The 20,287-nt window shown below is 61.9% G+C and carries 24 protein-coding genes, 4 tRNA genes and 1 riboswitch; of the genes, 13 read left to right on the forward strand and 15 right to left on the reverse strand.

From position 1 onward, the window contains the following. The first annotated feature begins 33 nt into the window (after positions 1 to 33). Positions 34 to 411, forward strand: coding sequence for a nuclear transport factor 2 family protein (locus tag SKZ59_RS24085; RefSeq protein WP_319993177.1), 378 nt, complete (start codon positions 34 to 36; stop codon positions 409 to 411). Positions 412 to 420: 9 nt separating this feature from the next. After that, the gene (locus tag SKZ59_RS24090; protein WP_070300882.1) at positions 421 to 810 is read left to right on the forward strand and encodes a hypothetical protein; all 390 of its coding nucleotides are present in this window, start codon (positions 421 to 423) and stop codon (positions 808 to 810) included. Positions 811 to 813: 3 nt separating this feature from the next. Here the strand turns inward: SKZ59_RS24090 and SKZ59_RS24095 are convergent, their stop codons facing one another. Both SKZ59_RS24095 and SKZ59_RS24100 read right to left on the reverse strand, forming a co-directional pair. Then, complete coding sequence (locus tag SKZ59_RS24095) at positions 814 to 1,419, reverse strand: YigZ family protein (protein WP_319993178.1); 606 nt, start codon at positions 1,417 to 1,419, stop codon at positions 814 to 816. A gap of 66 nt (positions 1,420 to 1,485) precedes the next feature. Further along, complete coding sequence (locus tag SKZ59_RS24100) at positions 1,486 to 1,746, reverse strand: hypothetical protein (RefSeq protein ID WP_319993179.1); 261 nt, start codon at positions 1,744 to 1,746, stop codon at positions 1,486 to 1,488. A gap of 93 nt (positions 1,747 to 1,839) precedes the next feature. Between SKZ59_RS24100 and SKZ59_RS24105 the strand changes: the two genes are divergently transcribed. Further along, a complete protein-coding gene (locus SKZ59_RS24105; protein WP_413774602.1) occupies positions 1,840 to 2,619 on the forward strand; it encodes an AraC family transcriptional regulator in 780 nt (259 codons plus the stop codon). Between the two features lie 26 nt (positions 2,620 to 2,645). Here the strand turns inward: SKZ59_RS24105 and SKZ59_RS24110 are convergent. Continuing rightward, a tRNA-Lys gene (locus SKZ59_RS24110) sits at positions 2,646 to 2,721 on the reverse strand. Between the two features lie 286 nt (positions 2,722 to 3,007). Between SKZ59_RS24110 and SKZ59_RS24115 the strand changes: the two genes are divergently transcribed. Then, positions 3,008 to 3,598, forward strand: coding sequence for a hypothetical protein (locus SKZ59_RS24115; protein WP_152546566.1), 591 nt, complete (start codon positions 3,008 to 3,010; stop codon positions 3,596 to 3,598). 81 nt (positions 3,599 to 3,679) lie between these two features. Here SKZ59_RS24115 and SKZ59_RS24120 read toward each other — a convergent pair. Then, positions 3,680 to 3,755 (reverse strand) — tRNA-Lys (locus SKZ59_RS24120). Between the two features lie 118 nt (positions 3,756 to 3,873). Here SKZ59_RS24120 and SKZ59_RS24125 point away from each other — a divergent pair. Then, a complete protein-coding gene (locus SKZ59_RS24125) occupies positions 3,874 to 4,332 on the forward strand; it encodes a MarR family winged helix-turn-helix transcriptional regulator (protein WP_128140089.1) in 459 nt (152 codons plus the stop codon). Further along, positions 4,329 to 5,828 carry an MDR family MFS transporter gene (locus SKZ59_RS24130; protein ID WP_319993180.1) on the forward strand — a complete coding sequence of 500 codons (1,500 nt, stop codon included), beginning with the start codon at positions 4,329 to 4,331 and terminating at the stop codon, positions 5,826 to 5,828. Before SKZ59_RS24125 ends, SKZ59_RS24130 begins: the two co-directional genes overlap by 4 nt. Here the strand turns inward: SKZ59_RS24130 and SKZ59_RS24135 are convergent. Further along, positions 5,822 to 6,910 carry an NADH:flavin oxidoreductase/NADH oxidase gene (locus SKZ59_RS24135; RefSeq protein WP_070300894.1) on the reverse strand — a complete coding sequence of 363 codons (1,089 nt, stop codon included), beginning with the start codon at positions 6,908 to 6,910 and terminating at the stop codon, positions 5,822 to 5,824. The two genes, SKZ59_RS24130 and SKZ59_RS24135, sit on opposite strands and share 7 nt — an antisense overlap. 106 nt (positions 6,911 to 7,016) lie before the next feature. On the opposite strand from SKZ59_RS24135, the gene SKZ59_RS24140 reads away from it, so the two are divergent. The 3 genes from SKZ59_RS24140 to SKZ59_RS24150 all read left to right on the forward strand — a co-directional run bounded on the left by SKZ59_RS24140 (position 7,017) and on the right by SKZ59_RS24150 (position 10,057). Beyond that, positions 7,017 to 7,331: an ArsR/SmtB family transcription factor gene (locus SKZ59_RS24140; RefSeq protein ID WP_319993181.1), complete on the forward strand. Its 315-nt coding sequence runs from the start codon at positions 7,017 to 7,019 to the stop codon at positions 7,329 to 7,331. Between the two features lie 77 nt (positions 7,332 to 7,408). Further along, entirely contained in the window at positions 7,409 to 8,797 is a 1,389-nt protein-coding gene (locus SKZ59_RS24145) for a hypothetical protein (RefSeq protein ID WP_319993182.1), read from the forward strand. Between the two features lie 129 nt (positions 8,798 to 8,926). Then, complete coding sequence (locus SKZ59_RS24150) at positions 8,927 to 10,057, forward strand: acyltransferase (RefSeq protein ID WP_319993183.1); 1,131 nt, start codon at positions 8,927 to 8,929, stop codon at positions 10,055 to 10,057. Positions 10,058 to 10,082: 25 nt separating this feature from the next. Here the strand turns inward: SKZ59_RS24150 and SKZ59_RS24155 are convergent, their stop codons facing one another. The 10 genes from SKZ59_RS24155 to ybgC form a co-directional block, all read right to left on the reverse strand. Further along, the gene (locus SKZ59_RS24155) at positions 10,083 to 10,262 is read right to left on the reverse strand and encodes a hypothetical protein (RefSeq protein ID WP_083292440.1); all 180 of its coding nucleotides are present in this window, start codon (positions 10,260 to 10,262) and stop codon (positions 10,083 to 10,085) included. Positions 10,263 to 10,428: 166 nt separating this feature from the next. Continuing rightward, a tRNA-Lys gene (locus SKZ59_RS24160) sits at positions 10,429 to 10,504 on the reverse strand. 89 nt (positions 10,505 to 10,593) lie between these two features. Further along, positions 10,594 to 10,669: transfer RNA gene (locus SKZ59_RS24165), tRNA-Lys, on the reverse strand. 67 nt (positions 10,670 to 10,736) lie between these two features. Then, a complete protein-coding gene (gene ybgF, locus SKZ59_RS24170; RefSeq protein ID WP_034759191.1) occupies positions 10,737 to 11,495 on the reverse strand; it encodes a tol-pal system protein YbgF in 759 nt (252 codons plus the stop codon). 134 nt (positions 11,496 to 11,629) lie between these two features. Next, positions 11,630 to 12,151 carry a peptidoglycan-associated lipoprotein Pal gene (gene pal, locus SKZ59_RS24175; protein ID WP_034759187.1) on the reverse strand — a complete coding sequence of 174 codons (522 nt, stop codon included), beginning with the start codon at positions 12,149 to 12,151 and terminating at the stop codon, positions 11,630 to 11,632. Positions 12,152 to 12,194: 43 nt separating this feature from the next. Continuing rightward, positions 12,195 to 13,463: a Tol-Pal system beta propeller repeat protein TolB gene (gene tolB, locus SKZ59_RS24180; RefSeq protein WP_034759574.1), complete on the reverse strand. Its 1,269-nt coding sequence runs from the start codon at positions 13,461 to 13,463 to the stop codon at positions 12,195 to 12,197. 5 nt (positions 13,464 to 13,468) lie between these two features. After that, a complete protein-coding gene (gene tolA / locus SKZ59_RS24185; RefSeq protein ID WP_080698819.1) occupies positions 13,469 to 14,488 on the reverse strand; it encodes a cell envelope integrity protein TolA in 1,020 nt (339 codons plus the stop codon). Positions 14,489 to 14,536: 48 nt separating this feature from the next. Next, complete coding sequence (locus tag SKZ59_RS24190; RefSeq protein WP_223278896.1) at positions 14,537 to 14,977, reverse strand: ExbD/TolR family protein; 441 nt, start codon at positions 14,975 to 14,977, stop codon at positions 14,537 to 14,539. Between the two features lie 15 nt (positions 14,978 to 14,992). Then, positions 14,993 to 15,682, reverse strand: a complete 690-nt coding sequence (tolQ, locus tag SKZ59_RS24195) for a protein TolQ (protein ID WP_034759183.1) — start codon at positions 15,680 to 15,682, stop codon at positions 14,993 to 14,995. A gap of 47 nt (positions 15,683 to 15,729) precedes the next feature. Next, the gene (ybgC, locus tag SKZ59_RS24200) at positions 15,730 to 16,131 is read right to left on the reverse strand and encodes a tol-pal system-associated acyl-CoA thioesterase (RefSeq protein ID WP_070300900.1); all 402 of its coding nucleotides are present in this window, start codon (positions 16,129 to 16,131) and stop codon (positions 15,730 to 15,732) included. A gap of 283 nt (positions 16,132 to 16,414) precedes the next feature. Beyond that, a riboswitch (ZMP/ZTP riboswitch) is annotated at positions 16,415 to 16,539 on the forward strand. 111 nt (positions 16,540 to 16,650) lie between these two features. Between ybgC and glyA the strand changes: the two genes are divergently transcribed. The 4 genes from glyA to SKZ59_RS24220 all read left to right on the forward strand — a co-directional run bounded on the left by glyA (position 16,651) and on the right by SKZ59_RS24220 (position 20,280). Beyond that, a complete protein-coding gene (glyA, locus tag SKZ59_RS24205) occupies positions 16,651 to 17,898 on the forward strand; it encodes a serine hydroxymethyltransferase (protein WP_034759173.1) in 1,248 nt (415 codons plus the stop codon). A 143-nt stretch (positions 17,899 to 18,041) separates the two neighbouring features. After that, positions 18,042 to 18,503, forward strand: a complete 462-nt coding sequence (gene nrdR, locus SKZ59_RS24210; protein ID WP_034759169.1) for a transcriptional regulator NrdR — start codon at positions 18,042 to 18,044, stop codon at positions 18,501 to 18,503. 221 nt (positions 18,504 to 18,724) lie between these two features. Continuing rightward, positions 18,725 to 19,315 carry a type IV pilus modification protein PilV gene (pilV, locus tag SKZ59_RS24215; protein ID WP_319993184.1) on the forward strand — a complete coding sequence of 197 codons (591 nt, stop codon included), beginning with the start codon at positions 18,725 to 18,727 and terminating at the stop codon, positions 19,313 to 19,315. After that, positions 19,312 to 20,280, forward strand: a complete 969-nt coding sequence (locus SKZ59_RS24220; protein WP_219330235.1) for a PilW family protein — start codon at positions 19,312 to 19,314, stop codon at positions 20,278 to 20,280. Before pilV ends, SKZ59_RS24220 begins: the two co-directional genes overlap by 4 nt. The last annotated feature ends 7 nt before the right edge of the window (positions 20,281 to 20,287 follow it).

The following is a 20,287-nucleotide window of genomic DNA, read 5'->3' on the forward strand; positions in this document are numbered from 1 at the left end:
CTAAGATGCGCCAGACTATTTGATAGGAAGAAGATGAATGCATTAACTGAAGTACAAGTGCTCGATGCGGAAGAGCGCTTGCGCCTGGCCATGATGGCCTCCGACGTGGCCGAGTTGAATGTCTTGCTGGCCGACGAATTGCTGTTTACGAATCACCTGGGCCACTTGCTGAGCAAGCATGCGGACCTGGCCGCGCACGAGCAGCGCCTGCTGGCCATCACCGACTTGCGCGCGTCCGAGCGCCATGTGCGCATCAACGGCAACGTGGCCGTCGTCTCCGTGCGCATGCAGCTGACGGGCACCTATCACGACGTGGAAACGCATGGCGACTTCCGTTTTACGCGCGTCTGGGCGCAGGACGCGGCCGGTGCGCTGCAAGTGATCGCCGCCCATTCCGGCGTCGTGGCTTGAGGAGTATCAGTGGATCATCGTTCCAAAGGGCAGCTGTTTGAAGCTGTCATCGCCGCCGGACCTGCCACCCTGGCCATCACGGCCGGCTATCCCGTGCTGTTGTACAACCTGGTGCGCACCTGGGCCGACGCCCCCGGCACCAATGCGCTGGCCGCGCTGCTGCTGACGGGCGGGGTGTGGGCCTTGCTGGAATTCTGGCGCATCGCGCTGGCGACCGTGGCGCGCAAGGCATACGCATTCAACTGGCGTTTCTGGCTGGCCATCGCCGGCTTTCTTGGTTGTTTCGTGCGTTTCGTGCCGGACATGCCGGCCGGACTGATGCTACTGTTGATGGTGCTGCCAGCGCTGGCGTGGACGCATTTCATCTTGCTGCAGATCAAGCGCCCGCCCAACTTGTAAGTTTTAGTCTTCCTCTTCGGCTTCCACTTTCAGCCAGGCTATCCGCCCATTGCCCGCCTCATGCAGATGGGCCAGCAGGGCGGTGGCCGCCGTTTCAGGCAGGCTGAAGTCGAACAGCACGTGCTCGCCGTGTTCCACGTTCAGCAAGGTAGCGCCGGCGCCATCGAGTTCGCGGCGCAGCATGCCTTCCATCGCATACGGCACCGTGCAGCGCAGGGTTCGCTGGCGCACGATGGCCGTCTTTTCCGCTTGCAACAACGCTTGCGCCACGCTATCCGTGTAGGCGCGCACGAGGCCGCCCGCACCGAGCTTGATCCCGCCAAAGTAGCGCACGACCGTCGCCAGCACGCCTTCCAAGTCCTGGTGGCGCAGCACGTCGAGCATGGGTCGCCCGGCCGTGCCGCTCGGTTCGCCATCATCAACGGCCGCCGACTGCCCGCCCGCCAGCAGCGCCCAGCACACATGGCAGGCGCCAGGATGCTGCGCCTTCAAGTCATTGACCACCTGCTGCGCGCTGGCGCGGTCCGTCATCGGCTGCACGCAACCGATGAAACGGCTTTTCTTGATGATCAGTTCGCTGTGGACGGGGGTGGCAATGGTAAACGGCATGGCGGGTGCGAAGGCGGGCAAAGCAGCATGATAGAGGAAATGCGCGCCGTGGACGAGTCAGCCTGCTCACGCCGCTGCGGAGCCGGCCACCAGTTCGCGCAGCGCCGCATCGCGCACTTGCACAATATCGAACAGTCCCAGCGCGTGCAGGGCGGGCAGGGCGTCGACAATGTCGCGCTCTGCGATGGTCCGTTCGGCGATGCCGCTGGACTCGTCCAGCCATAGCCGGGCGTTGGCCAGGAAGGCGCCCACCGTGCCCTTGCGTACGGTCACGCCATTGAACTGGCCCTGGTTTTGTTGATCCGGCAATACGTCTTCTGCACGCATGATGCACTCCTGAATGTTGGAAAGACTTCACTGTATGATGGCCGGATTGTCTTGCCTGCGTTGTTTATGTCATTCGATACGTCAAATCCGCCAATCTTGTCGCCATCACTGCCGCTGCGCGCCATGCGCATTACCCAGCCGCAGGGGCGCGTGACGGCGGCGCACCACCATGCCAGCGGCCAGCTGTTCGGCGCCATGCGGGGTTTGCTTTCCATCGCTGCCGACAGCGGGCAGTGGGTGGTGCCGGCCAGCCACTGCGTGTGGATGCCGCCCCATCACGTCCATGCGCTGCGTTCGCATGGACCGTTTGCGGGTTGGAGCGTGTATGTGGACGAGGCCAGTTGCGCCAGCTTGCCCGCCGCGCCTTGCGTGATGCGTGTCTCGGGCCTGCTGCGCGAAGCGGTGGGCCGCGCCAGCACCTGGGAGGATGGCGCGCTGGACGCACGGCAGGAACGGGTCGCGGGCGTCATCCTCGACGAAATCGCCGCCGCGCCGCACGAGCCCTTCGGCTTGCCCCTGCCCACGGACCCGCGCCTGCTGCGCGTGGCGCGCGCCATCCTCGATGACCTGGCCGACGAGCGGGGCGTGGAAGCGCTGGCCGCCTGGGCCGGCATATCACCGCGCACCCTGGCCCGCCGTTTCACGCTCGAGACCGGTTTTACGCCTTCCGCCTGGCGCCAACGCGCCCGCATCCTGCGCGCCCTGGAATTATTGGCCGCCGGCCGGCCCGTCACGACGATTGCGCTGGACCTGGGCTACGACAACGTCAGCGCCTTCATCGCCATGTTCAAGCGCGTGATGGGGGGGACGCCGGGGAGGTATGGGGAAGGGGATGGAATAGCTGGTGCGGAAAACAAAAACGCCAACCGGTGAAGGTTGGCGTTTTCGCTTGAAAATCTTGGTAGGCCGTGCGGGATTCGAACCTGCGACCAACGGATTAAAAGTCCGCTGCTCTACCAGCTGAGCTAACGACCCAAGGGCGGCTATTATGACCGCCGCAGGGTGATTTGGCAAGGTCTTGCAGGCGTTTTCTCTGCCTGGGTGATGATATTTTGCGGTAAAAGAAAACATCACAATGCCTTACTGCCAAGCGAATATATATGCGAGGTTAGTTGGGGTGTTTGAAGTAATTTCACATCCTGTATGCTCGGTGTTAACTTTCGAGGGGAGGCAATTTATTCCAGAGTATTTTGCGTTTGCTCGCGCGTTGAATTATTATGAATAACGCTGTTTTATTTCCCATAAATTCTCCACTCAAATAATGAAAAATATTCAAAATCGTTGTACCCGGCTCGTCGTTGGTCTGTTTGCTGCGGTTGCATGCGGCACTGTGTTTTCGGCACCTGCGAGTCAGGTTAAATATGAGCGAAAAATGTCGGGCCGTACGCTCGTGGAGCTTGTCGGTGAGGGTGTGGATGTGGCTGGGGACACGGCAAGCCTTGTTAATAAGGCTCAATCATGTGCGGTGAGAAATTTTCCTAGCGGTGCGGTTTCTTCATCCGGGGCTTTGAATGCTTTTACAGGCAAAGCAAATACTGCGAATGCTTCCGGAAATCTGATTGAATTAGCCGATCCTGCCGGTGGCCAGTTAATCCTGAATGTTCAAATTCCATTTTCTTATATGTTGACGGGACGTATTGTCAGGGCGAAAGTTATAGTTGAGACGAAAACTGATAAATTCAGAATGAGTGCGACTTCGCCAGCGATTTTGTATAGCGGGAAATCTTCTGATGCTTCCGAGCTGGTTGTGGCGACCGGTACAGGAGGTGAGCAAGCCATTGAGGCACTGCGCTTGGCCATGGGTAAGGTATCGGCCTGTATCGCGGCGGAGGAAAAAAAGCAGGATTGGTAATTGCAGCCGACGACACGCTAGCGTGTTGGGCTGCAGAATGCAAAAGCCCGCGAACGCAAGTTCGCGGGCTTTTTAGTATCTTGGTAGGCCGTGCGGGATTCGAACCTGCGACCAACGGATTAAAAGTCCGCTGCTCTACCAGCTGAGCTAACGACCCAAGGGCGGCTATTATGACGGCCAAAGCGGGTTTTGGGAAGGGCAGGGATGGAAAAAAGCCTTGCGTGGCACTCGGAGTCGGACTAATATGGATAGATAGCCTACCTACTTATGTCCCCATGTCCACTACCGAAGACCTCCCCATCCCCGAACGCGCGCTGGCGCTGTCCGATGAATTGCGCACGGCGTTCAAGCGTTTGCTGCGCTCCATGCAGCGTGAAGGGGGCGAGCTGGAGGGCAGCGTGTCGATGATGCAATACATGCTGCTGGCCCTGATCCACGAGCAGCCCGGCATCGGCGTGGCCGCGCTGGCGCGGCTGCAGAACGTGCGCGGGCCGACCGTCAGCGCGCAGGTCAAGTCGCTGGAAGAAGCGGGACTGGTCGAGCGCGGCGCGCCCGATCCGCAAGACCGGCGGCGCTCGGGGCTGCAGGTGTCCGCGCAAGGCCTGGCCATCCTCGAAACCCTGCGTGCGCGCCGCCGCGATGTGCTGGCGCAGCGCATTGCCCGTCTGACGCCGCAGCAGATCGATGCACTGGAAGCGGCCATGCAGCCGCTGCTTGAGATCGGACAAGCATGAGCCGCCACGATCAAGCCACAAGCGCAGAAAAGGGCGCTGCCAAACCCGTCACCGAGCGCGAAGTGCGCGCCATCTACCTGGGCCTGATGGCCGTGCTGGGACTCGGTGCGCTGGACCAGAGCATCGTCGCCACAGCCTTGCCGCGCATCGTCGATGACCTGGGCGGCATGGCGCATCTGTCGTGGGTGGTGACGGCCTACGTGCTGGCCTCGACGGCCACCATGCCCCTGTACGGAAAGCTGGCCGACCAGTACGGCCGCCGCCCCATGATCTTCACGGCCCTGCTGACCTTCTTGCTCGGTTCCGTGCTGTGCGGGCTGGCGCAGAACATGACGGAGCTGATCATTTTCCGCGCCATCCAGGGCCTCGGTGCGGGCGGCTTCATGCCGCTGGCGCAAATCATCATCGGCGACATCGTGCCGCCGGCCGAGCGGGGCAAGCGGCAAGGCATGGTGCCCATCGTGTATGCCGTCACCAGCGTGCTCGGTCCCGTGCTGGGCGGCGTGATCACGGATGCCTTGTCGTGGCACTGGATCTTCTATGTCAATCTGCCCATCGGCGCGGCTGCCTTTGTCATCATCGCGCGCGCCATGCGCAAACCGGCGCGCACGCATGCGCACAAGATCGACTATCTGGGCTCGGCCTTGCTGACGGGCGCCATCACGGCGGCGCTGCTGGTGCTGGCGCTGGGCGGCACCGAGTGGCCGTGGGATGGGCTGGCCATCAAGGTGTGCGGCGGCATTGCCGTGCTGCTGGGGCTCTGGCTGGCGGTGCACGTGGGGCGGGTGGATGAACCCGTGCTGCCGCCCGACCTGTTCGAAAACCGCACCTTCAATATCGCCAGCCTGGTCATGGCCGTGACCTTCATGGGCCTGATGGGTGCCAGCGTCTTCTTTCCCCTGTTCTTCCAGCTGGTGATGGGTACGAGTCCCGCGGAATCCGGCGTGATGACGGTGCCGATGATGGTGGGGCTGGTGGCCTCGTCGATCTTCAACGGCCGGGTGCTGTCGCGCTCGGGCAAGTACAAGATGGTGCAGGTGGCGGGATTGGCCGTGGCGCTGCTGGCGTTTGCCGTGCTGGCCTGGGGCATGGAAACGTCGCGCGGCTACTGGATCATCGAGCCGGCCATCTTCTTCCTCGGCACTGGGCTGGGACTGGTGATGCCGAACATGACGATCGCCGTGCAAAATGCCTTGCCGCTGGCGCGCCGCGGCGTTGGCACGGCCATGCTGGCATTTTTCCGCTCGCTGGGCGGCTTGCTGGGCGTGACGGCGTCGGGCGCCATCCTCGCGCATCAGCTGCACAAGCACGGCGTGGAAGCCGTCTCGGCGCTGGGTGCGCAGGCGGCGGCGCAGACGGTGGACGTGTACCGCCATGCGATCGCCAGCGTGTTTGGCGCCGGCGCCGTGCTGCTGCTATTGGGACTGGTCTTCCTGCTGTTCCTGCCGGAACTGCCTCTGGAGGGGCATCCGGCAACGGTCAAGGACGATCAATAGCGCTCGAGCCAGTGCGCGTACGGCGCCGGCAGGGTCCACGAGGCGCGTTCCACGCCGAGTTCCTTGGCGGCAAAGTATGCCCAGTGCGGATTGGCCAGGTGCGCCTTGCCCACCATCACCACGTCGAGCTGCTCGTCCTTGACGACGCGCTCGGCAATCGCCGGCGTGCCGAAGCCCCAGGCGGACGAGACGGGCACGCCCGCTTCGCGGCGCACGCGTTCGGCAATCGGGCCCATGAAGGCCGGGCCCCATGGAATCGACACGTCGGGAATGGTGAAGCCCATGCTGACACTGATCATGTCCATGCCCGCGTCCTTGAACTGGCGCACGAGGCCGATCGATTCGAGCAGGGTTTGCTCGTCGCGGCCGTCAAATTCCAGCACGCCGAAGCGGATCGTCAACGGCAGGTGTTCGGGCCACACTTCGCGCACGGCTTTCAATGTTTCCAGCAGGAAGCGGCTGCGGTTTTCCAGGCTGCCGCCATAGATATCGTCGCGCTGGTTCGAGTGGGCGGAAAAGAAGCTTTGCGCCAGGTAGCCGTGGGCGAAGTGCAGTTCCAGCCATTCAAAGCCCACTTCGCGGGCGCGCACGGCCGCGTCGACGAAGTTCTGTTTCACGCGGGCGATATCGTCGAGGTCCATGGCGCGCGGCACTTTCGGCAGGCCGCCGCCAAAGGCGATGGCGGACGGGGCGATGGTTTGCCAGCCGCGCGCGTCGCCTTCAGGAATGTGGTCGTCGCCTTCCCATGGGCGGTTGGCGCTGGCCTTGCGGCCCGCGTGGGCGATCTGGATGCCGGGCACGGAGCCGGCCGCCTTGATGGCTTTCACGACAGGCACGAAGGCTTGCGCCAGGTCATCGTTCCAGATGCCGGTGCAGCCGGGCGTAATGCGGCCTTCCGGAGCCACGGCCGTCGCTTCGACGATCACCAGGCCGGCGCCGCCACGGGCCATGCCCGCGTAGTGCGACAGATGCCAGTCGTTGGCCTGGCCATCGACGGCCATGTACTGGCACATGGGCGGCACGGCGATGCGGTTGCGCAGGGTGATGTCTTTGAGGGTGTAGGGCTGGAAGAGGGCGGACATGGTGGCCTTTGTGTTTGTTGGTGGAAATGTGGGTGAATGCTGATTCGGTAGTTCGCAAATATTCGAAGAATGGAATTAGTATAGCGCATGCTGTATGATTCTGCACATGCGTCCACACAAACATCCTCCCGCCAGCGAATTCGTCCTCGAAAGAGTGCTGTACGCCTTGAGCGATTCCATTCGCCTCGACATCGTGCGCCACCTGGCCAGAGTCGACGCGGCCGCTTGCGGCGATCTGGACGGCGGGCGGCCGAAATCGACCGTCTCCCACCATTTCAAGGTCTTGCGCGAAGCGGGCCTCGTCTACACGGAAAACGCGGGCACGACGCACATGAACACCCTGCGCCGCGCCGATATCGAGAGCCGTTTTCCCGGCTTGCTCGACGCCATCCTGGCGCAGCCGCCAGCGAATCAGCCCTGAATCTGTCGTAGAATGCCTGCAAGATTGCCGAATTTGCAGCGCTGGAGTGCAGTCTCAAGCTGAAAGGTTGATCACGCATGAGAATTCCTGCACGGTATCGCTGGTGCTGCGCCACCGCTTTCGTACTGCTCACTGGCTGCTGGCCTTACACGGAGCCGGCCACGGGCGAATATGCCGCTGTGTTGCGGCGCGGCGAAAAGGTGACCAAGGCCGACACGTACGGGCGGTTTGCCGCCTTGTCGGTCGAGTACCGCCAGGGTGGCGGCTCCCTGATGTCCACGCACAACAATTCCATGCGGCTGATCCATAGCGATAAAGTCGTCGTCAAGACCACCGATGGCATCGAACGCTGGACCGACTTCGCCCAGCCCGTCTATTTCGTCAGATTGCCTGACGATGACAGCGTGCTGGCGCTGGTCCACGAGCAAGCGGGCAAGGCCGTGGTCGAGAAGGTCGCGGCGTCGAGATACGGCTACAGGGGCACCGAGGCGTATCCGCATGGCTTTCCCCTCTCTCCCGGCGTGCGCTATTTTCCCGGCGACCAGCGCCCCGGTTTCCTGTTGCGTGGCTTGCCCCTGAAAACCACTGTACTGCCCAGTCCGCCAGAAGGCGATGGCGACCTGCACGCCCAAGTCCTGGCGGCCATCTCGCCCGATGGAAGATCGTTTGCATATGTCGACAGCGAATATGCGCCGTCCGTGGTGCTCGTCGTCGATGCCGACGGCAAGCGGCGCGACCCGATCCCGCTGCCGAGAATTTACCTGGCGGACGCGCCCACCTACCAATTCCATCCTTACGAGCGGCTATGGGCCTGGTCGCGCACGGCGCTGCCATGGCACAAGAACGGCGCGGGCAGCTGGGAAGTGCGGCCGGACGGCACCGCGCCCGAGGCTGCCGGCGCGCGTAATGCGGTCGAGCAATTGTTTATCAGCGATCAGACGGGCTACCGAACCTGTTTTGCCGCCGACAATGCCGCCTGCCTGTCCGGCTGGCGCGGGGCGAACGCCGCCGAGCAGCGCGAGACTTTTGTATGGGACGGCAACACGCCGCCGTTTGCCTATGTGCCGGTAGCCACCACGGCCGCATTCGGCGCCAGGGTCGGCGTGCTGTTGTTGTCCGGGAGATGCTGCCGTGTGCCGTCTTACCATTTGTATCTCGATGGCGCGCCGGCGGCGGTGGCCGCGCAATTGTCCGCGCGCTTGCGCGACAGCAAGACGCCGTTTGTGCGCATCGATGAGTGCCCGCGCCGCGTCGGCTATGACGGCAAGTGCGAGGCGCAGCTGGCCCGGCAGATCGGGCGGGCGCAGTCGCTGGGACGCGAACTGGAGCAACTGGTTGATGCCTGGGAAGAGCACGATGGCGTGCTGTTCGTCACGCCGTCCATGGCGGTCGCCGTGCGCGCGAACGAGCAGGGCGGCAGCGTGATCCAGACCCTGTTGCGTGCCGATTTTTCGCGCAAGGATTGATATCGGTCGTCTGCCGCGCGTCACCGAAATGCCAGGCTCGGCTATGATGTCGGCCTTTCGGTAAATCCTCGGCCGCGCGCCCGTTGCGCGCATGGCTGGCGAGACTACCTGGCACGGCAAGGATAGGGAATGACGGCAGCAGCAGTGATATCACAGGCGGACCTGGCACATCGTCCGCAGTTTGGCTGGATCAATGGTTTGAAGGCAGGCGCGGCGCAGTTGATCGTGTTGCACCATCTGGCGTTTTACGGGCCCATGTCCGACTACGTGCAGCCGCTGTGGCCCGAGCTGCTGGACTGGCTCGGCGGCAGCGCGCGCATCGCCGTGCAAGTGTTCCTCGTCATCGGCGGCTTTCTCGTCGCCAAATCGCTCTCGCCCGCAGGCCGCCCCGGCATTGCCAACCCTCTGCAAGCGGTCTGGCGCCGCTATGCCAAGCTGGCGCCGCCTTTCCTGGCTGCCACCTTGCTCGCCGCCATCATCACGCCTGTGGCCGGCATCTGGATGCGGCACGACTCCATGTCGGCCGCCGTCACCCTGGGCCAGCTGAGTGCCCATGCCTTGCTGCTGCACGGCGTGCTGGGCTATGAGTCGCTGTCGGCCGGCGCTTGGTACGTGGCCATCGATTTTCAGCTGTACCTGCTGACCGTATCGCTGTTGTGGCTGAGCGGCCGCGTGGCGGGACAGCGGCGCCGGCACTGGCTGATGCCGCTGGCCGTCACCGTCGGTATCACCTTTTTCCTGCTGTATTTCAATCTCGACGCGGACTGGGATAACTGGGCGCCGTATTTCTTCGGCAGCTATGGTCTCGGCATGCTGGCCTGGTGGGCCAGCGATCCGGCCCGTAAACCCGGCGCCATGACCGCGCTCATGGCCATGGCCGCCGTGCCCGTCCTGCTGGCCCTGGCCGTCGACTACCGCAGCCGCATCGCCTTGGCCCTGATCGTCGCCTGCGCCCTGTTCCTGTTCGGCCGCGCCCGCACGCCTGCACAGGGCGGCGCCTGGAACATCATCAACGCGCTGGGCCGCATCTCGTATGCTGTCTTCCTCGTGCACTTTCCCGTCAGCCTGCTGGTGAATGCACTGTTTATCACGTATGTCCCACTCGATCCCGAGTGGCAGGCGCTGGGCATGCTGACGGCGTGGGGCGCCAGCCTGGCGGCCGGTGCGGCGTTTTATCGCTGGGTGGAGGTGCCGCTGGGGCTGGTGATGGGGAGCGTGGTGGCGCATCTGGCCGGGAGGCAGGCGCTGGTGTCGCGTTAGAAACTCGGGGTGGCCTTCTTGAGCTTCAACCTTCCATTGAATCGGCAGCATGGCCGTCAGTCTGTGGCGTGACGATTTTCCTCAGTTGCGCCATGACTGTCTCGTGCGAGGCGGTAGCGCGGTCATCATTGAGCGACGCCAGCACCTTTGCGCGAAACCATTGTTCATAGGTTTCGGCTGCTTCCGTTGTAGCAAATTCGGACATGGTCGAGGATGGTGTGGCGTTCTGATTGTCTGATTATACGACAGTCCGATAAAGCTGTATCGCAGGTGGCAAGGCGTTTGATTTGTGTCAGCGATGGCATCGCGTGCAAGTGATGCTGCTGAAAACAAAAAAGCCAACCGCGAACGGTTGGCTTCTCTGAAGTATTTGGTAGGCCGTGCGGGATTCGAACCTGCGACCAACGGATTAAAAGTCCGCTGCTCTACCAGCTGAGCTAACGACCCAAAAACTTTTTACAACAACTTCGGTAACACTGTGCCGTAAAAAAATGCTTGCTATAACAACTCGCAAGCAGATCAGTACTGCGTATTCGTGGTAGGCCGTGCGGGATTCGAACCTGCGACCAACGGATTAAAAGTCCGCTGCTCTACCAGCTGAGCTAACGACCCGAAGAAGAAAGATTATAGGGGGTGCCCGGGATTCTGTCAAACCTAACGGGCAACTTTTTCCCCGCTTTTACTTTTTGCCGCCCCGTTCCTTGGCAGCCTGGGCCGCGCTGGAGTCCGGGTAGCGCGAGATCAGGGCGTTCAGGGTCTTGGTCGCGTTCGCCTTGTCTTTCAGCTCCGTGTAGCAGCTGGCGATGTTGAGCATGGCGTCGGGCGCCTTCGGGCTGTCCGGGTAGTTCTTCAGCACTGCCTGCTGGGCCGTGATGGCGCTCTTGCAGTCGCGCTGGGCGTAATAGGCGTTGCCCAGCCAGTATTGCGCGTTGGCCGCGTAGGCCGATTCGGGATAGCGTTTCACGAAGCCGTCCAGGGCCGTGACGGCGCCCTTGTAATCGCCCGACTTGAACAGGCCGAACGCGGATTCGTACGCGCTTTGCTCGGATACGCCCACGGCCGCTTCCTGGCCGTCGATGGTGACCTGGCGCGGCTCGAGCTTGCGCAGGCGCGCATCGATGTCGGTGTAGAAATCCTTCTGGCGCTTTTGCACATTCGCCAGGTCGTTGCCCAGCACTTCGATCTGGCCGCGCAGGCGGGCGATCTCTTGCATGGTCTGGTCGTGCTGGTTGATCAGGCTCAGGGTGCTGGTCTTGTCCGCCTTGGTGTCGACGCGGCTGTTCAGGTCGCGCGCCATGGCGTCGACCTTGGCGCGCAGCTCGAGGATGGCCTTGCGCGCTTCGTCGTCATCGAACAGGGCGGCGTTGGCGTGCAGGGGCAGGTAGGCAAACGCGGCCATCAAGGCGGCGGCGACGCCGGCTTTCGAGAATGTCATCATGGGTCGGGCTTTCTAAGGTTACGCAAACATGCAAACGGGGCGCCGGGCGGTGAATCACCGCGCTGCGCCCCATTATTATGCCTATGACTGGCCAGTTAGGTAAGCGCCAATGCTGCCGCGCTCACCTGTCAACATCAATAAACGATGTCAGCGCGGCGGTTTTCTGCCCATGCTGCTTCGTTGCTGCCTTGTGCTTTAGGCTTTTCTTTGCCCAGCGACACGGCTTCCATTTGGCCTTCTGGCACGCCCAGGGCTGCCATCGACTTGCGCACGGCTTCAGCACGTTTCTGGCCCAGGGCCAGATTGTACTCAGCGCCACCGCGTTCATCGGTGTTACCTTGGATCAGGATCTTGCGGCTAGGCGTTTTCACCAAGTAAGCAGCGTGGTTTTGCACGACTGGGGTGTCCGCTTCGCGCACGACGTATTTGTCGAAGTCGAAGTAGATGCTGCGGTTAGCCAGCACGCCTTTTGGATCGTCCAGTGGATCGACCGATGCGGTCGTCACTGGCTGAACTTGACGGGTGTCAACTGGAGCTGCGACTTTTTCAGGAGCGCGCTCAACCACTGGGGTTTCTGCTACTTTGACTGGGGTGCTGCAGGCGGACAGCAGAGCTGCGGTAGCGGCGATGAAAGCCAAACTTTTAAAGTTACTCATTTTTATTCTCCGGGTCATGGTTAAAGGTGAAACTGTACAGCATTTACTTCATAAAAGGACCCCAGGTGGGCTCCTTGATATTGCCAGCTTGCGTAGTCAAACGCTGTTTGACGCGGCCATCCACCGATACCACTGCCAGCGACTTGCGTCGTCCGGATTCGGTCGCGTACATGATATATTTCCCGTTGGGCGAAAAGCTCGGTGATTCGTCGTTGGCGGTGTCCGACAGGCGCAGTTCCTGGCCACTAGCCAGGTCGAGCGCGTAGAGCTGGAAATTGCCGTCGCGACGGGAAATATAAGCAAGTGTCTTCCCGTCGGACGAGATCCGCGGGCTGATGTTGTAGGAGCCGCCAAACGTCACGCGCTTGGCTTCGCCACCGCTGGCCGACATACGGTAGATTTGTGGTCCGCCGCTGCGATCGCTGGTGAAGTAAATGCTTTGGCCATCGGCCGAGAATTGAGGTTCCGTATCGATGCCGCTGCTGGTGCTGGTGCGGCGCAAGCCGCTGCCGTCGGCATTGACGGTGTAGATCTGGGTATGGCCGTCGCGCGACAGGGCCACGGCCAGGCGCGAGCCGTCCGGGCTCCAGCTCGGCGCGGAATTGCTGCCTTTTTCATTCGACACGATGGTGCGCTGGCGCGTCACCAGGTTTTGCACGTAGACGATGGGCTTTTTCTTTTCAAACGACACATACGCGACCTTGGTGCCGTCCGGCGACCAGGCAGGCGAAATGATCGGCTCGTTCGAGCGCAGCGCGACCTGGATGCCTTCGCCATCGGCGTCGGCCACTTCCAGCCGGTATTCGCGGCCCGATTGCGTGACGTAGGCGATGCGCGTGGCGAACGCGCCCTTGACGCCCGTCAGCTTTTCATAGATGTCGTCGGCGATCTTGTGCGCCAGCAAGCGGTTGAACTGCGGCGCGGCCGCATTGTTCATGCTGGAAATCTGCGCGCCCTTGATGGTGTCGAACAGCTTGTAGCGCACGTCCAGGCGGCCATCGGCCATGCTTTGCACGGTGCCGGCCGCCAGCGCGTCGGCGCCGCGCGACTTCCATTGCTCGTAGCTGACGGGCGCCGTTTCCGATACGGGCGCATCGGCATCGATCAGCTTGAACACGCCGCTGCGCGCCAGGTCGGCCTTGATAATGCCCGACAGCGATTGCGGCGCCGCCGATTCATTGACGAAGCTGGCGACAGCCACCGGAATCTGGTTGCTGCCGATCCCCGTAATCTCCACGCGCAACTGCGCCTGGGCGCTGGACGCTCCCAGCACCAGGCTGGCGCAGAGCACGACATAGCTCATTTTTTTCATGGTCATCATTTAGGCAAATCCTTCATCTCGAATATGAGTTCAATCTCGCGTTCCACGGTGCCGTCTTTTTTCTTCGGCAGTGGCGACGATTTATTAATGGCGTTTTCCACCGAGCTGTCATACGCCGGCAGGCCGCTACTTTTAATCTTTCGGACCGAAATAATTTCCCCAGTTGGCAGTTGCTCGATCTTGAACACGGCGCGCGGGTTGCCCGGCACGTCCGTGCTACCGCTGTACGCGATATTGCTCTTGATCTTGCTCGTCAGGGCAGCGACATAGCCGCTGTCCTTGCGTGGCGCGGTCGATTTCTCGGCCGTGCCCGTCGTGCCGGCGCCCGCCGCACCCGTGATGCGGCTCATTTCCGCAGCGCGTGCCTTGTCGGCGGCTTTTTTCTCTTCTGCCGCTTTTTTCGCCTTGGCAGCTTTTTCCGCCGCCGCTTTTTTATCGGACAGTTCCTTCTCGGCTTTTTCTTCCGCCGCTTTTTCTTTCTCTTTGGCCTGCTTGGCTTTCTCCAGCTTGTCGGCCTTTTCTTTTTCCAGCTTTTCAGCCTTGTCTTTTTCTTTCTGCTTCTGTTTTTCCAGTTCGCGCTTTTCTTCCTCGCGTTCCTTCTGTTCCTGCTTGCGGCGTTCTTCCGCTGCCGCTTTCTCTTTTTCTTCCTTCAGCTTGGCCTTCTTGCGCTCAAGGGCGATCTCCGCCTCGCGCAGGTCGACCTTCGGCTCGGGCGCGGCCACCGGCGGCGGTGGCGGCGGGGCCGGCTGTTCCACTTCCGGTTCCGGCGGCGGCGCCGGTGTCGGCTCCGGTTCCGTCGCCACTTCGGGCGGCGGCGCGGCCGTCTGCACCTTCATGTCCCACACTTCCGCTTCGACGGCGACAGGTTCCGTATTTTGCCAGTGTACGCCCACCCACAGGAAAAACAGCAGCCCAAGGTGCATCGCCAGCGCCAGGCCCAGCGAGGGCCAGCGGCTGCGTTCGCGCGGCACGCTGTAGGGCTTGCCGAGTACATGGTCGATTTGTTTGTTCTGCAAAGTCTAGTCTATCTAAAAACGGTCAAGTCTGGAAACAAGATGCTGCGCTTACTTGGTGGCCAGGCCAACGCGGGTAATGCCCATCTTTTTCGCTTCCGAAATGAGCTGGATCACATCGTCGTACTTGCTTTCCTTGTCGCCCGCGATCATCACGGGATAGTCGGGATTGCTCTCGTGCAAACCGCGCAGCTTGCGCAGCAGGGCGTCGCGGTTCGGTTCCGTTTCCGGCGACAGCTGTTCCTTGCCGATGACGCCGATCGACAGTGAACCATTCGGTTTCAGCACGATCTGAATATAGTCATCGGGCGGTTTGGCCGACTTTTCCGCGTTGGGCAAGTTCACCACGCTGGGATTGTTCGACGACGGCATCACCATGAAAATGATCAGCAGCACCAGCATCACGTCGATGTACGGCACGACGTTGATCTCGGACTTGAACTTGCGGCCACGGCCGCCGCGCATGCCGCCGCTATTGAATGAGGAACCCATGGACGCTGCTCCCTCTTAGCGCGACTGGCGCTGCAAGATGTTGGAGAATTCCTCGACGAAGCTCTCGAAGCGGATCGCCAGGCGGTCGATGTCATGCGAAAAACGGTTGTAGGCGACGACGGCGGGAATCGCGGCGAACAGGCCGATGGCGGTGGCGATCAGCGCTTCGGCAATGCCGGGCGCGACGGCGGCCAGGGTGGCTTGCTGCACGTTGGCCAGGCCGCGGAAGGCGTTCATGATGCCCCAGACGGTACCGAGCAGGCCGATGTATGGCGAGACGGAACCGACGGAAGCGAGGAAGGCCAGGTGCGATTCGAGCACGTCCATTTCGCGCTGGAAGGCGGCGCGCATGGCGCGGCGTGCGCCGTCGAGCACGGCGCCGACGTCCAGCGCTTCACGCGAACCGTAGGAAGCCTTGCCCTTGATGAATTCGCCCATGCCGGCGTCGAAGATGCGGGCCAGCGCGCCGCTCTGGTCGCGGTTGCCGCTGGCGTTCTGGTGCAGCGCATGCAGGTTGCCGCCGGCCCAGAAGCTGCGTTCGAATTCGATGGTTTGCTTGCGCGCCTGACGCACGGCAAACATCTTGCGGAAAATGTAGGTCCAGCTGGTCAGGGAAATCAGCAGCAGCAGGGCCATGATCAGTTGCACGATCAAATGGGCATTGGAGATGAGCGCGAGGAAAGAAAGATCTTGTGTAACGTTCATTGGCTGGCAGTCTGTTGGGTGAATTGTCCGGGGGTGGCGGGTAGGGCTCAGGCGGCGCGCATGCGGGCCGCGACTGCATCAGGCACGGCGCGCGGACGCAGTGCCGAATCGACGCAGCCGATCTTGACGCGGGCCGTGTTGAGCAGGCGGTCGCCGCACCAGGCTTGTTGCAGGAAAACGATGGAGGCGCGCCCCATTTTTTCTATGTTTAAGGTTAATCTTACCGTGTCATCGAGCCTGGCTGGCGCATGATAGTCGGCGTTGACGCTTTTGACAACGAACATTGCGTCGTGCTGTTCCAGCAATTCCTGCTGGCCCACGTCGATGGCGCGCAGCCATTCGGTGCGCGCTCGCTCGAAGAATTTCAGGTAGTTAGCGTAATAGACGATGCCGCCGGCGTCGGTGTCTTCATAGTAGACACGTACGTTCCAGGTAAAGACTGAAGGCATGTTTATTGCGCCAGTAGTGAGATTGAGCAACATTTTACGCGATTTTTCTTCTTGTGACTGTGGGCGCTTGCTGGAAAGCCATGCAAAAGCTGCATATAAGTTGCACCGCAGCATTGTAAAACGGAGGGCTGCAATGGCAAGCCCCGTAACATACGCTTACATGCCTGAGCAAAGTTTACATCCAGCTTAAGACGATGGGCCGGCGCTGCCCGGGCGGCGATTATAGCCGCACGCTTGCATTCCTTGCTCAATTTGGGCACTTAACTTACAATTTGCATTCCATTACGTCTCACGTGACTGGCGAAAAGTCGGGCGATCTCCATGAGTGGCGATCGGCAATCCGGCGAAAGGTGGGCACCCACCGGGAAACGTGAGATTTTTCATCAGCCGTTCGCCTGGGTAGCCACTATGGAAAAGCACGAAGAGGCTGCCTGTCCAATGTTGTTATTCACTTAACGCCGGCTCCCCTCATTCGATCCAATCTGCCAGTACAAGCACCCTCATACTTGGAGTTTTTACATGTTTGCAAAAGATCACACCCTCGCCAACGTCGATCCTGAATTGTTCGCCGTCATTCAAAAAGAGAACACGCGCCAGCACGATCATATCGAACTGATCGCGTCGGAGAACTACACGTCGCCAGCCGTAATGGAAGCGCAAGGCTCGCAGCTGACGAATAAGTACGCCGAAGGCTATCCAGGCAAGCGCTACTACGGCGGCTGCGAATACGTCGACGTGGCCGAGCAACTGGCCATCGACCGTGTCAAACAGCTGTTCGGCGCCGAATGCGCGAACGTGCAGCCGAACTCCGGCTCGCAAGCGAACCAGGGCGTGTTCTTTGCCATGTTGAAACCAGGCGACCTGATCATGGGTATGTCGCTGGCCGAAGGCGGCCACCTGACCCACGGCATGCCGCTGAACATGTCCGGCAAATGGTTTGACGTCGTCTCCTACGGTTTGACGGCGGAAGAAGACATCGACTACGAGGCAATGGAGCGCCTGGCCCGCGAACGCAAGCCGAAGCTGATCATCGCCGGCGCGTCCGCGTTCTCGAAAAAGATCGACTTCGAACGCTTCAGCAAGATCGCCAAGGAAGTTGGCGCCTACTTCATGGTCGACATGGCCCACTACGCCGGCCTGATCGCCGCCGGCCTGTACCCGAACCCGGTGCCGTTCGCCGACTTCGTCACCTCGACCACGCACAAATCGTTGCGCGGCCCGCGCGGCGGCATCATCCTGATGAAGGCCGAACACGAAAAAGCCATCAACTCGGCCATCTTCCCTGGCATCCAGGGCGGCCCGCTGATGCACGTGATCGCCGGCAAGGCCGTCGCTTTCAAGGAAGCGCTGAGCCCTGAATTCGTCGAATACCAGAAGCAAGTGATCAAGAACGCCGACGTGCTGGCGAAAACCCTGATCAAGCGCGGCCTGCGCATCGTTTCCGGTGGCACCGAATCGCACGTCATGCTGGTCGACCTGCGCGCCAAGAACCTGACGGGCAAGGAAGCCGAAGCCATCCTCGGTTCCGCGCACATCACCTGCAACAAGAACGGCATCCCGAACGACCCGCAAAAACCATTCGTCACCTCGGGCATCCGCCTGGGCAGCCCGGCGATGACGACGCGCGGTTTCAAGGAAGCGCAAGCGGAAGAAGTGGGCAACCTGATCGCCGACGTGCTGGACAATCCGCATGACGCCGCCACCATCGAGCGCGTGAAAGCGGCCGTGAAAGTCCTGGCCGACGCGCACCCTGTGTACGCCGCATAATAATTTGTCCAGAATGTGTCATACGGAGTAAGATTCTGTATGACACATTCCTTCGTGCCCAAGGGCGCCCGGAGTGATTCGGGCGCCCTTTGCACAAGGACGGCGATTTCCCGTAATTATTACTATAAAGTTGTAACCAGCCCATGAAATGTCCATTTTGCCAGCACGGCGACACCCAGGTTCTCGATACGCGCGTATCGGAGGAAGGGGATGCCATTCGGCGCCGCCGCCGCTGCGGCAAATGCGACAAGCGTTTTACCACGTACGAGCGCATTGAACTTATCATGCCGGCCGTCGTCAAAAAGAATGGCAGCCGGACGGAGTTCGCTGCGGATAAGTTGCGCGGCAGTTTGATGCTGGCCTTGCGCAAGCGTCCCGTTGCGGCCGCCTCCGTGGATACGGCCATCGCGTCCATCCAGGAAAAACTGCTGACCAGCGGCCTGCGCGAAGTCGATTCCGGCTATATCGGCGAACTCGTCATGCAGGAACTCAAGCGCCTGGACAAGATCGCCTACATCCGTTTCGCCTCCGTCTACAAGAATTTCGAGGACCTGGCCGAGTTCCAGGATGCGATTGCCGAAGTGGGGCAGGCGCGCAAGCCCTGACCTTCGGCTTCTTGTTCACCTTAGTGAAGGCGGGGCTGCTTATGCGCTCCGTTTTCACCACGCCAAGGTTTGCCTGGCAAGCGGTCTGATCAATCCCAACGCTGTTCTTCTCGACTTATCGCCGTGCTGTTTGCGCCAGCGCAGACCCGGTTTTTTGCGCACGCCTATCTTGTAGCTGGGCCGCCTGTTCCTGCGACTCTTGCTGCGGAAGGGAGTAGCGCATGCGCAATAGCGGTCGCACTATGTTTCCTGTGGGGGGCAGCAGCCTCGTCGAGGTGCTGGTGTCGCTGCTGCTGTTGGCGCTGGGTCTGCTGGGCGCCAGCATCCTGCAACTGCACTCGCTGCGCGCGCGCCATGAGTCGGGGCTATTGTCGGCGGGCGTGCAACTGGCTGCCGGCATGGCCGAACGCATGCGCGCGAACAGCGTGCTCATGAATGGCCCCGATGCTGGCAATCCCTACCTGAACGTGGCCTACGCGGCGGCGGACGACGCTGAAGCGGGCGGCGGTGCGCCTGACTGCTTCGGCGCCACTGTCTGCAGCGCGGCCGAACTGGCGCAATTCGATATCGCCGAATGGAAGCAGCGGCTGCATGCGGCCTTGCCCGGCGCGCGCCTGCATATCTGCCGCGACACTTCCGCGTGGGATGCCGCCGCCCAAGGCTTGCAGTGGGCGTGCAGCGGCGGCAAGGGCGCGCCCATCGTTATCAAGCTGGGCTGGCGCGGCCGCCTGCCCGATGGCTCGCCTGCCGTGAATGCGGCAGGCGAGTCGTTGCCCAGGCTGGCATTCCAGCTGGGCGGAGGCGGCGCATGAACGAAGTCCTGTATCGGCATCGCGGCATGAGCCTCGTCGAATTGCTGGTGGCCCTGTCGCTGGGCGCGCTGCTGATGCTGGCGGCCAGTAGCGTGCTGCTGGCGGCCAGCGGCAGCTATGGCGACCAGTCCGCCAGCGCGCGCTTGGACGATAACGGCCGCTATGCACTCGACACCATCGCCCGCGCCGTGCGTCAGACGGCGTACGTAAACTGGGACAGCAACGCCGCGCCCGTCGCCCATGCCGATTACGACAGCGCCAATGTGGCCGGGCTCGACGCGCGCAGCCTGGGCAAGAACAGCGAGGGCATCAGCGGCGCGCTGCCCGGCGCCCTGCATGGCAGCGACGTGCTGGCCCTGCGCTATTACGGCACCGGCAAGGAAGAGGGCGGCGACGGTTCCGTGCTCAATTGCGCGGGTTTCGGCGTGGGCGCCGCGCAAACGCAGGCGCAGCGGGGCTGGAGCATTTTCTATGTAGCGCAGGGCGCCGATGGCGAGGGCGAACTGCGTTGTAAATACCGTGGCGCGAACGGCTGGGGAGCGGACGCCATCATCCGTGGCGTCGACGGTTTCCAGGTGCTGTATGGCCTCGACACGGATACGCCGCCCGACGGCGTGGCGAACCGCTATGTCAACGCCAGCGCGCTCGACGCCTACGATGCGGCATTGGTACTGGAGGGCGCGGATGCGGCCGCGCGCCAGCGCGATCTGTACCGGCGCACGCACTGGAAGCGCGTGGCCAGCGTGCGCGTGGCGCTGTTGCTGCATGGCGAGGCGGGCCAGGCGGACAAGATGGCGGAACTGGGGCCGGCGCAGTTCGACCTGTTCGGCAAGGTGTATGCCGAGGCGCACGCGGCCGGCGACACGGGCGTGCGCATTGCGCGCACATCCTTGCCCGCCGCGACGCGCTCGCGGCTGCGGCAGCTGGTGCAGACGAGCATCATGCTGCGCAACGGGCCGGCCTAGGCGGGCG

The organism is Janthinobacterium sp. GMG2 (assembly GCF_033949445.1).
In the GTDB taxonomy this organism is placed as follows: domain Bacteria; phylum Pseudomonadota; class Gammaproteobacteria; order Burkholderiales; family Burkholderiaceae_D; genus Janthinobacterium; species Janthinobacterium aestuarii.